Source organism: Shimia sp. W99, assembly GCF_053851455.3.
In genome coordinates, this window is record NZ_JBSQBU020000001.1 from 3,889,683 (window position 1) to 3,906,828 (window position 17,146).

General features: G+C 61.6%; 7 protein-coding genes. All 7 read right to left on the reverse strand.

Annotation, left to right across the window (positions count from 1 at the left end; genetic code table 11):
* Positions 1 to 5: 5 nt before the first annotated feature.
* The 7 genes from ACS3QZ_RS18800 to ACS3QZ_RS18830 all read right to left on the reverse strand — a co-directional run bounded on the left by ACS3QZ_RS18800 (position 6) and on the right by ACS3QZ_RS18830 (position 17,109).
* Complete coding sequence (locus tag ACS3QZ_RS18800) at positions 6 to 1,223, reverse strand: CpaE/TadZ family protein (protein WP_456039193.1); 1,218 nt, start codon at positions 1,221 to 1,223, stop codon at positions 6 to 8.
* A gap of 21 nt (positions 1,224 to 1,244) precedes the next feature.
* Positions 1,245 to 1,904, reverse strand: a complete 660-nt coding sequence (locus ACS3QZ_RS18805) for a TadE/TadG family type IV pilus assembly protein (protein ID WP_456039194.1) — start codon at positions 1,902 to 1,904, stop codon at positions 1,245 to 1,247.
* Entirely contained in the window at positions 1,901 to 2,413 is a 513-nt protein-coding gene (locus tag ACS3QZ_RS18810) for a TadE/TadG family type IV pilus assembly protein (protein ID WP_456039195.1), read from the reverse strand. The genes ACS3QZ_RS18805 and ACS3QZ_RS18810 overlap by 4 nt, the downstream gene beginning before the upstream one ends.
* A 4-nt stretch (positions 2,414 to 2,417) precedes the next feature.
* Positions 2,418 to 3,965 carry a pilus assembly protein TadG-related protein gene (locus ACS3QZ_RS18815; RefSeq protein ID WP_456039196.1) on the reverse strand — a complete coding sequence of 516 codons (1,548 nt, stop codon included), beginning with the start codon at positions 3,963 to 3,965 and terminating at the stop codon, positions 2,418 to 2,420.
* A gap of 8 nt (positions 3,966 to 3,973) precedes the next feature.
* Positions 3,974 to 4,783: a Flp pilus assembly protein CpaB gene (cpaB, locus tag ACS3QZ_RS18820; RefSeq protein ID WP_456039197.1), complete on the reverse strand. Its 810-nt coding sequence runs from the start codon at positions 4,781 to 4,783 to the stop codon at positions 3,974 to 3,976.
* Between the two features lie 387 nt (positions 4,784 to 5,170).
* Positions 5,171 to 5,347 carry a Flp family type IVb pilin gene (locus tag ACS3QZ_RS18825; RefSeq protein ID WP_456039198.1) on the reverse strand — a complete coding sequence of 59 codons (177 nt, stop codon included), beginning with the start codon at positions 5,345 to 5,347 and terminating at the stop codon, positions 5,171 to 5,173.
* 500 nt (positions 5,348 to 5,847) lie between these two features.
* Positions 5,848 to 17,109, reverse strand: a complete 11,262-nt coding sequence (locus tag ACS3QZ_RS18830) for a beta strand repeat-containing protein (protein WP_456039199.1) — start codon at positions 17,107 to 17,109, stop codon at positions 5,848 to 5,850.
* Positions 17,110 to 17,146 lie beyond the last annotated feature (37 nt).

Below are 17,146 nucleotides of genomic sequence, written 5' to 3' on the forward strand. Positions count from 1 at the left end.
TCCTTTCAGTTTTTGCGCGCAGCGCTTGTAGTTTGGATATCTTGCGTCTCGGCCAGAATGGTCTTTGCCATTCTGCGGATTGCTTTGGTCAGGGGCGCGCTGTTTGCGGCCTTGGAAAGCAGCTCACCCCGGTCTAGGGCGGCTCGGGTGTGCCGCGGATCATCGGGCAACCAGTACTTGAGCGGCCGCTCCAGTACCTTTTGCGCTTCTACGTGATGACGGGGCGAAACCAACGGTTTCTTTTCGCGTGAAATGACCATGTCGATTGGCAGGTCAAGGCGCACTTCGGAGAAGAATTCCATCAGGCGATGTGCCTGACGGATCGAAGGAACAGTGGTATCCGATACCATCAGCAATCGCGCAGCACGGGAGAGGATTGGATCATTCCAGTCAACCAAGGTGCGCGGCATGTCGATGACAACATAGTCGTATCTACGCTGGAGTTGCCCGATGAGTTGATCGATCTGCGTGCGTTCCAGAGCCTCGATTGGCAGAAATTTCGCGGGCGCAGAGAGGACATCAAGACCGGATTCGTGCGCTTGCATGGACTGGGACAGGTAGGTCGCATCAAGGTCTATCTGTTCGCTGGCCAGCCGCAGGAATACATCGGAGGGGCTGAGATCAAGGGCGCTTGAAACCGTTCCGAACTGGACATCGAGATCGACAAGCGCAACGCGGTTTTTTGCAGTCTTGCGCCGCAGTCCTGACTTGTCCTGCAAGGCATCCGCCAGGTTGATCGCGACTGTCGTGGCGCCGGTGCCGCCACGGACCGGAAGCACGGGGATGACGTGACCCATCCTAGGGGCGCCTTCGGCGTCCATCAGCGCAGGAAGTTGCGTGCGATACCCGGAAAGATTCAGGAGTTGCTTGCTCAGAACGTCTCGAGAGATGGGGAAAGGGAGGATCTCGTCGATCCCCGTCTGTTTAAGCTCCATGGCCTCGGCCAGTGAAATGCTGCCGTCGCTGAGCGCAAGAAGCGTGCCGCGCGAGCCGACCTTGTCGCGCAGGAAAGTTACGGCATGGCGGTCGGTGTCCGCGCTGAGCTTGAACACGACAAGATTGTTCTGCTCAATCATCTGCACCGCCGCGCCATTGACCGAGGACAGGGTGCCCGCCTGGACGTCAAGGCTCACATCGTTGATGTCGGCCAGCGCTTCGCCAACGGCGCGTGTGACGCCCTCATCGTTTGAGATCAGGATGATCGAATGGTTGTCGGTCTTCATGGATCCTATCCTTTCGAGTCTTTATCCGTTTGTTCCCAGGCCGAGGTCTTCTCCGGGAACGGTTGCGCTCAGTGCTGGGAAGTTGATGCTGCCGCCAAGGGACTCGGTCATGGTCGTGGCTTGCCCCACGATCATCGCCGCAAGTTCGCTGAGAGGGGCAATGAAGTCGAATGTCAGTCCGTTCAATTCAACGGTGACAAGCGGGACATATGGCCCCCCAAGAAACCCGAGGTCGGGATCATGATCATACCGGAACACAACATTGCTCATGGTCGCATCGTTCGGCAGAACGGCCTCTAGAAAGGCCCAGACTTCTGCGGAGGTGGGGTCATCTGGGGTTGCTGTGCAAATGAATGGTCCCGGGTTTGCACAGATATCCGTGCCGGCGCGGCAGGAAGTGCCATAGCGGGGGCCATCTCCTGCGGTGCCGCGCGTATGCGTCTGTGGGACACCGGCGCAGGCCGCAGGGCGCACTGCGGCTATCCTTGCGGCATGCTGCACGAATTTTTCGGCGGAAACGTAGTGGAAAGCCAGGCGTCCGAAATCAATGATGCCGAAAAGAATGAAGATCATCAGGGCGATCGACAGACCGTATTCAACCAACATTGCCGCGCTTTCGTCCTTCCAGAAACGGCGCAACTTGGCGGCTGTGCAGGCTCGTGTTTTCTTTAGGCGTGTCATATCCCGAAAACCCTGCTTTGGTCGGTCACGGTCGTTGTGATCGTGGCGAGATCATCAAGCCCGTCCATCAGCCCGAACACGCCGCTGAAGGGGAAAGTCACTTCGATCGTGGCCGTGACCTGGGCGATAGGGACCGGAGAAATGCGAAATCCTCCGGCGACGCACTGGAGCTGTGGTGTTACGGACGTTACAGTGATTGAGCTTGGCAGAATGCTGTTGCCAGTGGCCGTCTTGCGGACGATCTCGGTCATTTTGTCCGAGAATACGGCGAGGTTGCTCCCCGAAGTGCACGAGTCTGCATCTGCAACGCGCGCAAGATACCGTGCCGCGTCGCGTACACCGGCGGCTGTCATCTGGTATGACCAGAATAGCCGTCCACCTTCGATGATCACGGCAAAAACCAGCAACAAGAGCGGCAAGGAAATTGCAAGTTCAACAAGTGCCGCGCCACATTCGTCGCGGCGAAAGCGCCGGAAGGTTTTCGAGATAGTCTTGGTGCTCAAAGCCATGACATCACCTGTAAAGCTGGATGGCGTCGCGGAAGACGCCAACGTCTTCGACGATGCCGCTGCCGTCGCCACTAGCCGATCCAATGATTTCGCCCCAGATCGTGAAGCTGTTGCCTGAGCCGTCATTGCTGGCCGGTTCGGTCAGAAAGATTTTCACGTATTCTTCGACAGGAACATTGGTGGCTGCGCCGCTGATATTGTTCGGAGCACCGCAATTGACGCCGGCGGCGACGATTATGCGGCGCGAGTAGTCGGAGTCCGGATTGCTTTGCATATTGCAGATCGGGCGCCCGGACTCGGCGATCGGCAGACCGTCGTAGCCATTCCCGTCAATGTCTCCGGTCAGGATGTCGCCTGCCGCCGCGATTTCTGCGCGATAGACTTCGTATCGCGTGGGCTGTGCCGGATTCAGGGAATGCATCGTCAGCCAAGCTTGGATCGCTGCCGGGACGGTTCCGTCGAAGGGTGCATAGTTGGTTGCGAAATAGCTGTGCCTGTCCCAGGTTCCGTTGCCAAATCTGGAACCTTGGCCACCATTGACGCTGTTACAGGTGCCGTTTGCAAAACACGTGTCGCGCGGGAGCCCGATTGTGTTGGAGGAAACGGCTTCGTTGTTGCCGATACAAGACCCCGCACTTGACGGCACAATTCCCTTGATGACATTCGGGGCCGGCGCATAGTTTGCGTCGTTTTTCTTGCCATTCATTGTGGAATTGAACATGTCGAACCGGGTGTTGATGGCGGCTTCGAGGCTGCCTGTTTTTTGCCCGGGCTCGATGTCGACACCGCGCTTGCTGAAGCACTGAGTGATCGGCCCGGCGGCTCCGATCAGGCATCGGTCCAGATTGCCACCCGTCAGGCCCTGACATGGCCCGTCTGTATCAACGAGCACTTTGGAGGGGTCGAGGAAACCGAAAGCGCCCGGTGCCCATCCCGAACCCTGACCACCCGCGCGGAGCTGGACCATTTCGCCGACATGCGCGTCCGCACTCCAACTTGTTGACGGGATACAGAACATCATCGGGGTCACATCACATGCATATGAAACAAAGCCCGCGACGGCCGTGGCGCTTGTGGTGTTGCGCATCGCAGCCTGGCCCGTCAGTGCCGAAAAGGCGGCTCCGAATGTGAGGTCCACGGTACGAGTCGCAACGGTAACTTGCACAAATGCGGCATCGGCCGGATCAGCGGTCACATCGTTGGGTGTGGCGCTGTCATCATCAGGAAGCGACGCAAGAAAAGTCAGCGTGTAGTCGGATGCACCAGACAGCGTCTGGTCGCCGTTGGCGAAAGTCTGGTGATCCGTGATCAGTTCCGCTGCGGCGAGGGTTGCGCGGTCAATGGCATCCCCGCTTCCGTCCAGCTCACCGGCGGCAGCCAGCGCTACATTGTCTGCGAATGACTGTAGTTCGGTTTGCGTGATGGCCAAACGACCAAAATCGAAGGACAACGCCACCAAGCCCAGAAGCACTGCGAGGCAGACGCCCCAGAAGGCGAGCACGCCGCCTTCTTCCGAGCGATAGAGCTTCGATATTTGGGACAGATGGCGCATCGTCGATCTCAATTCACCGGAATTTCGGTGACGTCAGTGCCGCCCCGGCGCACGCGAATAATCGGGCGCGGCTTCGACAGTTTTTCGGGGGTCGGCGAGTCGTACAACAGGTCGCTCAGACGCGTGGTCTCGAGGTTGACGTCCCGCTCGTCTTCCAGGGCGCGCAGCGAGAGGCTGAGTGTGCCTGCCTTCTGGGCCAGGGCAAGGCGTTGGCCTTGCACCGCAGTCACTTCAACAGTGACCGTGCGGGCGATGCCGGGCGTTTCGTTCAGCTCGTTGGATTCCTGATCGACACCAATGATGCGGATGTTTTGAAGAATGGTCACGGCACGCAGGCTTTCGTTGCGCCCTTGGGTCAAGACCACGTCAACGCGGTCACCGGGGGTGACGAAACCACCAACGGCGGTTTCTGCGTCCACCTTGATCGCCATGGCGCGGGTATTGGGCGAAAGTGTTTGGACGATCGTCACCTTTTCGCCGAAGCCGGAGATAGTCGCTTTGCGAAGGGGATCGCCTTGGGTGATCTGTCGACGCGCGCGACGTGGGTCCTGACCTTCTGCGGGCAGCAAGTCCAGGCTGGCGTGAAACACGCCTTCGGGTACGGCTTCCCGAGGCCAGTTGATCGTTGTCAGCATCTGGGGGGTGATGGCTTCTCCGAACTTGACGTCCCTGCTGGCGACAATCACCGAAACGGTTCTGTCATCTTCGGATATCTGCGCCTGCGCCAGATCGACGGCAAGGTAATCCCGGGCAAAATAGACGGACCCACCTGCGACGGCGAGACCTGCAAATGCGGTGAACAAGGCGGAAAGTCTCATTGGTACCTCCAAAAAGTGACGGATCCGACGTGCGAATATGGAACGGGATCGCACAAGGCTGACAGTAGGGGCGCGAAGTTGTTGGAACCGAACGCTTAACTTGAAATTCTTGTGCCCTCGGGTTCATTTTCGAGGTCGTTAAACTAGGCGGAATTCGCGGAACGCGTATCGACGAGAGCTTGAGCCAAGGTGAACGCATTTTCGTCTTTGGCCAGAAACGCGCAATTTCCATCTTTGCAGACTTGAGAAGCGCTCTTTTTGGTAAAGTCGTCCTGACATTCACCAGACGCACTCGATTTCAATCTTCCCTAGCATCGGCGCTGTGATTGCCCACCGCGGGAGCGGGACGACCCCGCGGTGGTTGTGCTCTGGAAATCAGTGCGCGTCTTAGGGCATCAGACCGCCAGCAGTCCCCATGGAACCGCCAATGCTTACGCCCAAGGCAGCAAGGGCACCGCCACCAACCGTAATGGCCAGCGCGATTGCAATGCCGTATTCGACGAGGGTTACACCACGTTCATCTTTGATGAAGCGGCCAACGGTGTATTCAACAAAATTACGCATAACTTTCTCCTGTGGTCTGCGTTTTGCCGCTAGAAATTGAGCGGCGACACGGCCCTTCAGAGTCTTTAAAGGCCTGTTAACCAGCTAAACCTATGCTCGCGCCGGCCGCGTCGTTCAAAGGTATGAAAAATACACGCAAAAGTTGTTTTTCTTTGGCCTTCGCCATGTTTTGGCCCAATTTCCGCCGGAAAGCCGCCCGCAAACTGATTCTATTTCGCCCATATCTGGCCTGACCCAAGCCTCGAATCTTCTCCAACTCGCCAGGGTCATTTGTGGTGAGCACCTGGGAGCGATTGTGCGGGATTTGCAGAAAACTGGAAGACATTCAGGTCAGGGGCTCAGGTCACACCGTTGGTCCCCGTCCGAACTCAGGCATCTCGGGGCAGAATTTTTGAAGACCTGGCCAAGTGAAACCAATTGCAACTGAGAAATGAGGCTGTGGTGCCGCCCTGATTGCCGCTGTCTGAAAGCCCTTTGACCATTGGTCGCCGTTCTCACACCTATGGCGGGGCCGTTGTGACGAGAATGTCTTCATCGATGGCAATCGTTGCAAGTATGCTTCCACCCGAGACATATTCGTAAATCTCGAACAGGTTGCCGACGCCATCATCGACGGACTTGCCAGCTGCATGCTGGAAAGCCCCATCCACGCCGTTCAGCAATGTCAGGGTATCTCCGTCGTCGCCATAGACCATTGCGCTTTCGGGTAGGGCAGCTGCAAGAAGGGACTCGAGAAGTGTGTCGGCGGTAGAGGACAGGTCGACGATATCGCTGAGTGACAGCTCAAGTTGGTTCACGAGGCCGTTTTGCATGTCAATCGCCTCGATATCCTTTAGCGACAGGGTCGGAAGAAGATCCGAACCAAGATCACCGGCGATGTCGACATCAAGGACATCGCGCCCTTCACCTCCATCAAGACGTTCCATCGCCAATGGGATGTCGCTGATGACAAGCCTGTCGTCCCCGGCGCCTGCAAAAACCGTGTCAGCGCCTGTGCCTCCGTCCAGAAGGTCATCGCCGCCGAAACCCATCAGGATGTCATTCCCGCCCGCACCCGAAATATCGTCGGATTCATCACTGCCGACCAACAAGTCGCTTTCGTTTAATCCGACGAGGGTGACGGAACTGTCGCTCGCAGAAATGACCTCTGTGGCAAACAAGGATACTTCGGTTGTGCTGGGATCGCCGTCAAGATCGAAGCCGACGAGGACGCTGAAGCGGTTCGAGTCGCCGAGCAAGTCCGCCAATCCGGGAATCTCCGCCAGTGCGAAAATATAACCCAACCCGTCTGCAACAAGCGCTGGGCTTGAGATATCGGCAATGACGCCGAAATCGACACCATCCACCTCAAGCGTCAGTTCGAATGTCACCAGTTCGGGTGAAAAAACCGGTGTTTCTGTCAACGCATCCAGAAGGTCGGTTGGAGAATTAAGTTGGACCGGGGTTGGATCGAATTCCAGGAGATTGGTGAAATTGACCGAATCCCCAATTCCGAATGCTTCAATGTTCACCGTGTATCCGTTCTCGGCGACATCCTTCAGGTCGGCCAGCACCGTTTGCCAGCCGCCGGACGTCGGATCTCCGTCCGTGATAAAGAACAGGAAGTTCGACTCGTCCGTGGGTTCACCATCGAAGAAAGACTTGGCTTCTGTCAGCGCGCCTGTCCAGTTCGTCAAACCCCTGGTGTATGGTAAAGCGCGGACCGTATCGGGAAGGGTCGTATCAAGAAGATCGTAGGTATCAAGCGAAGTAACGTCGGTCGCATATGTGATAATCTTGATATCGACCGACGTGGCCGACCCTTTGAATTGCTCGGCGAGTTGCTCTATGGCGCTGGCGACCGCTTCAGTCTGTTCCGCCCAGCCTGTTGCGCCGATGCTGCCTGACCGGTCAAGCGCAAAGACGAGATTGATCGCTGTAGCATCCACCGGAGTTACGCCTACATTTACGGCTCCAGCCGGCCCGTCCGGCGTTGCATCCAGGGATATGTCGAGCGAAACAGCCTTATCATCATCGCCACCTCCCGATGTTTGAATGACCTCAATCGTTACAATCGACGTGCTCGTTCCGCCTTCGGGATCGGTTACGGTGTATTCAAAGCGGTCTATTCCCAGAAAGCCTTGTGTCGGTGTGTATGTGAAATTGCCGTTTGTATCGATCGTCACCGAGCCATTCGCGGGGGTCAGTCCACCTTGAGTAAATGTCAGCGGTCCGCTGCTGTCAGGGTCAGTGGCAGTCAAAGTGCCGGTTACGCTGTCACCGGGTGCAACCTGGACGATCACTTCGGACGCGAGGATAGGCGCGTCGTTGGTTCCGAACACCGTTATGATGACATCCTGCTCAGCCGTTGCCCCATAATTGTCAGTTACCGTGACCGTGAAGGTTTCGGTGACGACCGCGCCGCCCGGAAGGCTGTCTGCCAAAGTGTTGTCGAGCGAGTACTTCCAGTCCCCATTGGCGGCGATGACAAACGCACCATATAGGCCGGCAGCCGAACCCGTCCACGTAACCGACGATCCATTGTCCGGATCATAGGCAGAGAGATTGCCAGACGTTGATGTCGTTTCGGAGCCTTCAGTGACTGAACCGGACGCGTCATCACTCGAAGATGTGATCCGAGGCGCGTCATTGGTGCCGGTGATGGTGATGGTGACGATCTGGGGGGTGCCGTCGCCGGTCAGGACGGTGAAACTGTCGGTGAGGGTCTCGCCGGGGGAGAGGGCGTCGACCAGGGGGTTTGAGTTGTCGAGCAGGTAGGTCCAGACGCCGGCGGCGGTGACGGTATAGGTGCCGTATCCCTGTGCGGAGGCGGTTGCGGTTGTGACGGGCTGGAAGAGGTCGTCGGGATCGGCGCTGTCGGGATCGGCATGGTCGAGGTCGCCGCTGACGGCGGTGGTGTTCTCGGCCAGTGTTGCGGCGGTGTCGCCGGAGATGACGGCGCTGTCATTGGTGCCGGTGATGGTGATGGTGACGATCTGGGGGGTGCCGTCGCCGGTCAGGACGGTGAAACTGTCGGTGAGGGTCTCGCCGGGGGAGAGGGCGTCGACCAGGGGGTTTGAGTTGTCGAGCAGGTAGGTCCAGACGCCGGCGGCGGTGACGGTATAGGTGCCGTATCCCTGTGCGGAGGCGGTTGCGGTTGTGACGGGCTGGAAGAGGTCGTCGGGATCGGCGCTGTCCGGATCGGCATGGTCGAGGTCGCCGCTGACGGCGGTGGTGTTCTCGGCCAGTGTTGCGGCGGTGTCGCCGGAGATGACGGCGCTGTCATTGGTGCCGGTGATGGTGATGGTGACGATCTGGGGGGTGCCGTCGCCGGTCAGGACGGTGAAACTGTCGGTGAGGGTCTCGCCGGGGGAGAGGGCGTCGACCAGGGGGTTTGAGTTGTCGAGCAGGTAGGTCCAGACGCCGGCGGCGGTGACGGTATAGGTGCCGTATCCCTGTGCGGAGGCGGTTGCGGTTGTGACGGGCTGGAAGAGGTCGTCGGGATCGGCGCTGTCGGGATCGGCATGGTCGAGGTCGCCGCTGACGGCGGTGGTGTTCTCGGCCAGTGTTGCGGCGGTGTCGCCGGAGATGACGGCGCTGTCATTGGTGCCGGTGATGGTGATGGTGACGATCTGGGGGGTGCCGTCGCCGGTCAGGACGGTGAAACTGTCGGTGAGGGTCTCGCCGGGGGAGAGGGCGTCGACCAGGGGGTTTGCATTGTCGAGCAGGTAGGTCCAGACGCCGGCGGCGGTGACGGTATAGGTGCCGTATCCCTGTGCGGAGGCGGTTGCGGTTGTGACGGGCTGGAAGAGGTCGTCGGGATCGGCGCTGTCCGGATCGGCATGGTCGAGGTCGCCGCTGACGGCGGTGGTGTTCTCGGCCAGTGTTGCGGCGGTGTCGCCGGAGATGACGGCGCTGTCATTGGTGCCGGTGATGGTGATGGTGACGATCTGGGGGGTGCCGTCGCCGGTCAGGACGGTGAAACTGTCGGTGAGGGTCTCGCCGGGGGAGAGGGCGTCGACCAGGGGGTTTGCATTGTCGAGCAGGTAGGTCCAGACGCCGGCGGCGGTGACGGTATAGGTGCCGTATCCCTGTGCGGAGGCGGTTGCGGTTGTGACGGGCTGGAAGAGGTCGTCGGGATCGGCGCTGTCCGGATCGGCATGGTCGAGGTCGCCGCTGACGGCGGTGGTGTTCTCGGCCAGTGTTGCGGCGGTGTCGCCGGAGATGACGGCGCTGTCATTGGTGCCGGTGATGGTGATGGTGACGATCTGGGGGGTGCCGTCGCCGGTCAGGACGGTGAAACTGTCGGTGAGGGTCTCGCCGGGGGAGAGGGCGTCGACCAGGGGGTTTGAGTTGTCGAGCAGGTAGGTCCAGACGCCGGCGGCGGTGACGGTATAGGTGCCGTATCCCTGTGCGGAGGCGGTTGCGGTTGTGACGGGCTGGAAGAGGTCGTCGGGATCGGCGCTGTCGGGATCGGCATGGTCGAGGTCGCCGCTGACGGCGGTGGTGTTCTCGGCCAGGGTTGCGGCGGTGTCGCCGGAGATGACGGCGCTGTCATTGGTGCCGGTGATGGTGATGGTGACGATCTGGGGGGTGCCGTCGCCGGTCAGGACGGTGAAACTGTCGGTGAGGGTCTCGCCGGGGGAGAGGGCGTCGACCAGGGGGTTTGCATTGTCGAGCAGGTAGGTCCAGACGCCGGCGGCGGTGACGGTATAGGTGCCGTATCCCTGTGCGGAGGCGGTTGCGGTTGTGACGGGCTGGAAGAGGTCGTCGGGATCGGCGCTGTCCGGATCGGCATGGTCGAGGTCGCCGCTGACGGCGGTGGTGTTCTCGGCCAGTGTTGCGGCGGTGTCGCCGGAGATGACGGCGCTGTCATTGGTGCCGGTGATGGTGATGGTGACGATCTGGGGGGTGCCGTCGCCGGTCAGGACGGTGAAACTGTCGGTGAGGGTCTCGCCGGGGGAGAGGGCGTCGACCAGGGGGTTTGCATTGTCGAGCAGGTAGGTCCAGACGCCGGCGGCGGTGACGGTATAGGTGCCGTATCCCTGTGCGGAGGCGGTTGCGGTTGTGACGGGCTGGAAGAGGTCGTCGGGATCGGCGCTGTCGGGATCGGCATGGTCGAGGTCGCCGCTGACGGCGGTGGTGTTCTCGGCCAGGGTTGCGGCGGTGTCGCCGGAGATGACGGCGCTGTCATTGGTGCCGGTGATGGTGATGGTGACGATCTGGGGGGTGCCGTCGCCGGTCAGGACGGTGAAACTGTCGGTGAGGGTCTCGCCGGGGGAGAGGGCGTCGACCAGGGGGTTTGCATTGTCGAGCAGGTAGGTCCAGACGCCGGCGGCGGTGACGGTATAGGTGCCGTATCCCTGTGCGGAGGCGGTTGCGGTTGTGACGGGCTGGAAGAGGTCGTCGGGATCGGCGCTGTCCGGATCGGCATGGTCGAGGTCGCCGCTGACGGCGGTGGTGTTCTCGGCCAGTGTTGCGGCGGTGTCGCCGGAGATGACGGCGCTGTCATTGGTGCCGGTGATGGTGATGGTGACGATCTGGGGGGTGCCGTCGCCGGTCAGGACGGTGAAACTGTCGGTGAGGGTCTCGCCGGGGGAGAGGGCGTCGACCAGGGGGTTTGAGTTGTCGAGCAGGTAGGTCCAGACGCCGGCGGCGGTGACGGTATAGGTGCCGTATCCCTGTGCGGAGGCGGTTGCGGTTGTGACGGGCTGGAAGAGGTCGTCGGGATCGGCGCTGTCCGGATCGGCATGGTCGAGGTCGCCGCTGACGGCGGTGGTGTTCTCGGCCAGTGTTGCGGCGGTGTCGCCGGAGATGACGGCGCTGTCATTGGTGCCGGTGATGGTGATGGTGACGATCTGGGGGGTGCCGTCGCCGGTCAGGACGGTGAAACTGTCGGTGAGGGTCTCGCCGGGGGAGAGGGCGTCGACCAGGGGGTTTGAGTTGTCGAGCAGGTAGGTCCAGACGCCGGCGGCGGTGACGGTATAGGTGCCGTATCCCTGTGCGGAGGCGGTTGCGGTTGTGACGGGCTGGAAGAGGTCGTCGGGATCGGCGCTGTCCGGATCGGCATGGTCGAGGTCGCCGCTGACGGCGGTGGTGTTCTCGGCCAGTGTTGCGGCGGTGTCGCCGGAGATGACGGCGCTGTCATTGGTGCCGGTGATGGTGATGGTGACGATCTGGGGGGTGCCGTCGCCGGTCAGGACGGTGAAACTGTCGGTGAGGGTCTCGCCGGGGGAGAGGGCGTCGACCAGGGGGTTTGCATTGTCGAGCAGGTAGGTCCAGACGCCGGCGGCGGTGACGGTATAGGTGCCGTATCCCTGTGCGGAGGCGGTTGCGGTTGTGACGGGCTGGAAGAGGTCGTCGGGATCGGCGCTGTCCGGATCGGCATGGTCGAGGTCGCCGCTGACGGCGGTGGTGTTCTCGGCCAGTGTTGCGGCGGTGTCGCCGGAGATGACGGCGCTGTCATTGGTGCCGGTGATGGTGATGGTGACGATCTGGGGGGTGCCGTCGCCGGTCAGGACGGTGAAACTGTCGGTGAGGGTCTCGCCGGGGGAGAGGGCGTCGACCAGGGGGTTTGCATTGTCGAGCAGGTAGGTCCAGACGCCGGCGGCGGTGACGGTATAGGTGCCGTATCCCTGTGCGGAGGCGGTTGCGGTTGTGACGGGCTGGAAGAGGTCGTCGGGATCGGCGCTGTCGGGATCGGCATGGTCGAGGTCGCCGCTGACGGCGGTGGTGTTCTCGGCCAGTGTTGCGGCGGTGTCGCCGGAGATGACGGCGCTGTCATTGGTGCCGGTGATGGTGATGGTGACGATCTGGGGGGTGCCGTCGCCGGTCAGGACGGTGAAACTGTCGGTGAGGGTCTCGCCGGGGGAGAGGGCGTCGACCAGGGGGTTTGCATTGTCGAGCAGGTAGGTCCAGACGCCGGCGGCGGTGACGGTATAGGTGCCGTATCCCTGTGCGGAGGCGGTTGCGGTTGTGACGGGCTGGAAGAGGTCGTCGGGATCGGCGCTGTCCGGATCGGCATGGTCGAGGTCGCCGCTGACGGCGGTGGTGTTCTCGGCCAGGGTTGCGGCGGTGTCGCCGGAGATGACGGCGCTGTCATTGGTGCCGGTGATGGTGATGGTGACGATCTGGGGGGTGCCGTCGCCGGTCAGGACGGTGAAACTGTCGGTGAGGGTCTCGCCGGGGGAGAGGGCGTCGACCAGGGGGTTTGCATTGTCGAGCAGGTAGGTCCAGACGCCGGCGGCGGTGACGGTATAGGTGCCGTATCCCTGTGCGGAGGCGGTTGCGGTTGTGACGGGCTGGAAGAGGTCGTCGGGATCGGCGCTGTCCGGATCGGCATGGTCGAGGTCGCCGCTGACGGCGGTGGTGTTCTCGGCCAGGGTTGCGGCGGTGTCGCCGGAGATGACGGCGCTGTCATTGGTGCCGGTGATGGTGATGGTGACGATCTGGGGGGTGCCGTCGCCGGTCAGGACGGTGAAACTGTCGGTGAGGGTCTCGCCGGGGGAGAGGGCGTCGACCAGGGGGTTTGAGTTGTCGAGCAGGTAGGTCCAGACGCCGGCGGCGGTGACGGTATAGGTGCCGTATCCCTGTGCGGAGGCGGTTGCGGTTGTGACGGGCTGGAAGAGGTCGTCGGGATCGGCGCTGTCCGGATCGGCATGGTCGAGGTCGCCGCTGACGGCGGTGGTGTTCTCGGCCAGTGTTGCGGCGGTGTCGCCGGAGATGACGGCGCTGTCATTGGTGCCGGTGATGGTGATGGTGACGATCTGGGGGGTGCCGTCGCCGGTCAGGACGGTGAAACTGTCGGTGAGGGTCTCGCCGGGGGAGAGGGCGTCGACCAGGGGGTTTGCATTGTCGAGCAGGTAGGTCCAGACGCCGGCGGCGGTGACGGTATAGGTGCCGTATCCCTGTGCGGAGGCGGTTGCGGTTGTGACGGGCTGGAAGAGGTCGTCGGGATCGGCGCTGTCGGGATCGGCATGGTCGAGGTCGCCGCTGACGGCGGTGGTGTTCTCGGCCAGGGTTGCGGCGGTGTCGCCGGAGATGACGGCGCTGTCATTGGTGCCGGTGATGGTGATGGTGACGATCTGGGGGGTGCCGTCGCCGGTCAGGACGGTGAAACTGTCGGTGAGGGTCTCGCCGGGGGAGAGGGCGTCGACCAGGGGGTTTGCATTGTCGAGCAGGTAGGTCCAGACGCCGGCGGCGGTGACGGTATAGGTGCCGTATCCCTGTGCGGAGGCGGTTGCGGTTGTGACGGGCTGGAAGAGGTCGTCGGGATCGGCGCTGTCGGGATCGGCATGGTCGAGGTCGCCGCTGACGGCGGTGGTGTTCTCGGCCAGGGTTGCGGCGGTGTCGCCGGAGATGACGGCGCTGTCATTGGTGCCGGTGATGGTGATGGTGACGATCTGGGGGGTGCCGTCGCCGGTCAGGACGGTGAAACTGTCGGTGAGGGTCTCGCCGGGGGAGAGGGCGTCGACCAGGGGGTTTGCATTGTCGAGCAGGTAGGTCCAGACGCCGGCGGCGGTGACGGTATAGGTGCCGTATCCCTGTGCGGAGGCGGTTGCGGTTGTGACGGGCTGGAAGAGGTCGTCGGGATCGGCGCTGTCCGGATCGGCATGGTCGAGGTCGCCGCTGACGGCGGTGGTGTTCTCGGCCAGTGTTGCGGCGGTGTCGCCGGAGATGACGGCGCTGTCATTGGTGCCGGTGATGGTGATGGTGACGATCTGGGGGGTGCCGTCGCCGGTCAGGACGGTGAAACTGTCGGTGAGGGTCTCGCCGGGGGAGAGGGCGTCGACCAGGGGGTTTGAGTTGTCGAGCAGGTAGGTCCAGACGCCGGCGGCGGTGACGGTATAGGTGCCGTATCCCTGTGCGGAGGCGGTTGCGGTTGTGACGGGCTGGAAGAGGTCGTCGGGATCGGCGCTGTCGGGATCGGCATGGTCGAGGTCGCCGCTGACGGCGGTGGTGTTCTCGGCCAGTGTTGCGGCGGTGTCGCCGGAGATGACGGCGCTGTCATTGGTGCCGGTGATGGTGATGGTGACGATCTGGGGGGTGCCGTCGCCGGTCAGGACGGTGAAACTGTCGGTGAGGGTCTCGCCGGGGGAGAGGGCGTCGACCAGGGGGTTTGAGTTGTCGAGCAGGTAGGTCCAGACGCCGGCGGCGGTGACGGTATAGGTGCCGTATCCCTGTGCGGAGGCGGTTGCGGTTGTGACGGGCTGGAAGAGGTCGTCGGGATCGGCGCTGTCCGGATCGGCATGGTCGAGGTCGCCGCTGACGGCGGTGGTGTTCTCGGCCAGTGTTGCGGCGGTGTCGCCGGAGATGACGGCGCTGTCATTGGTGCCGGTGATGGTGATGGTGACGATCTGGGGGGTGCCGTCGCCGGTCAGGACGGTGAAACTGTCGGTGAGGGTCTCGCCGGGGGAGAGGGCGTCGACCAGGGGGTTTGAGTTGTCGAGCAGGTAGGTCCAGACGCCGGCGGCGGTGACGGTATAGGTGCCGTATCCCTGTGCGGAGGCGGTTGCGGTTGTGACGGGCTGGAAGAGGTCGTCGGGATCGGCGCTGTCGGGATCGGCATGGTCGAGGTCGCCGCTGACGGCGGTGGTGTTCTCGGCCAGTGTTGCGGCGGTGTCGCCGGAGATGACGGCGCTGTCATTGGTGCCGGTGATGGTGATGGTGACGATCTGGGGGGTGCCGTCGCCGGTCAGGACGGTGAAACTGTCGGTGAGGGTCTCGCCGGGGGAGAGGGCGTCGACCAGGGGGTTTGCATTGTCGAGCAGGTAGGTCCAGACGCCGGCGGCGGTGACGGTATAGGTGCCGTATCCCTGTGCGGAGGCGGTTGCGGTTGTGACGGGCTGGAAGAGGTCGTCGGGATCGGCGCTGTCGGGATCGGCATGGTCGAGGTCGCCGCTGACGGCGGTGGTGTTCTCGGCCAGTGTTGCGGCGGTGTCGCCGGAGATGACGGCGCTGTCATTGGTGCCGGTGATGGTGATGGTGACGATCTGGGGGGTGCCGTCGCCGGTCAGGACGGTGAAACTGTCGGTGAGGGTCTCGCCGGGGGAGAGGGCGTCGACCAGGGGGTTTGCATTGTCGAGCAGGTAGGTCCAGACGCCGGCGGCGGTGACGGTATAGGTGCCGTATCCCTGTGCGGAGGCGGTTGCGGTTGTGACGGGCTGGAAGAGGTCGTCGGGATCGGCGCTGTCGGGATCGGCATGGTCGAGGTCGCCGCTGACGGCGGTGGTGTTCTCGGCCAGTGTTGCGGCGGTGTCGCCGGAGATGACGGCGCTGTCATTGGTGCCGGTGATGGTGATGGTGACGATCTGGGGGGTGCCGTCGCCGGTCAGGACGGTGAAACTGTCGGTGAGGGTCTCGCCGGGGGAGAGGGCGTCGACCAGGGGGTTTGCATTGTCGAGCAGGTAGGTCCAGACGCCGGCGGCGGTGACGGTATAGGTGCCGTATCCCTGTGCGGAGGCGGTTGCGGTTGTGACGGGCTGGAAGAGGTCGTCGGGATCGGCGCTGTCGGGATCGGCATGGTCGAGGTCGCCGCTGACGGCGGTGGTGTTCTCGGCCAGTGTTGCGGCGGTGTCGCCGGAGATGACGGCGCTGTCATTGGTGTTTTCTATTCTCAGACGTCCCTCGTCGAAAGCGCCGTCGTTGGTGCTCCTGTCCTCAATTTCTCTGTTGCTGCCACCATCGCCTCGGTTGTCCTCTACGGGGTTTTCACCGTCGATCAGAGGGTCGCTGTCAATCGCGTCCAGATTCTGATTGGAGTCATCGACAGGGCTTTGTGGAACGTTTGGATTCCCGGTAGTACTGTCTCCAAATTCGACGAATGTCTGTCCCGCTCCAACTCTGGTTAACGCCGATTGCAGCGCGGCCATCGCATCAGCGATGATGACGTTATCCTCTGCGTCGTCAGAAGAATTGCGAGGCTCCTCGACAGCGTCGCCATCCCCTCCTTGGATGATCCACTTCGAATTAGTGTCTGTGATGTTCGCAATGAGGTTTCCTGAAAGATCGAACAGCTCAATTTGCCCAACGCTGCCATCCATGTCGCGTGTCAGCGAAACTTCCGTCGTCACCACGCCGTTTTGGGTTTGCACATGGACAATGACTGTCGTGCCTCGAATGCCCATGGTGGACGACGGGGTGTCCACTTGCATCCCACCCGTTTTTGCCACCTGGCCGGCAATGAATACAAATCCGCCCTGAACCAGGCTGAAACCGCCGCTATTCGAGTTGCTATTCGAGTCATATACCAAATCATCGATGACCATCCGTGACCCTGATGAAAGGGTGAAGATCGTGCCATCTACGAAAGTCACGGATAGCTTTCCTGACTGGTCCGTAATCAGAATGTCGTTCTGGAAAACCTTCGAACCGACGTCGAGCTGTTCTCTGATGCCGCTGGCTCTTTCGACGAATGCGTTGCCATCGACAGCTTCAACTTGTCCAATAGCGCCGGTTTTCGCCACATCTCCAACTTGCGCGTACTGTCCGGGGGCTTCTGGTCCCGCCAATCGTTCAACGATATTGCCCTTTAGAACTGCGCCATTTGGGGCGTATAGGTCTGCAGGTTGCCCTTGAGAAAAATAGTCGGCAATTCGCAGCGTGGCCGATCCCTTGTTGTGAATATACAGGTCGTGCCCTTGTCTCTCGAATTCGCCGTTAAAAAGAAGCGGAGCGTCAGGAACAACGGTCCGCCCGTCAGTAGACGGCGGAAGACTAATAATTTCACCAGTTAATTCTACGACTTCAAATTTATCGTATGCCATGAAGTGCCCCCATTTCATGGTTAACGAGCACGTAGGTGAACATTATCAAATTGGC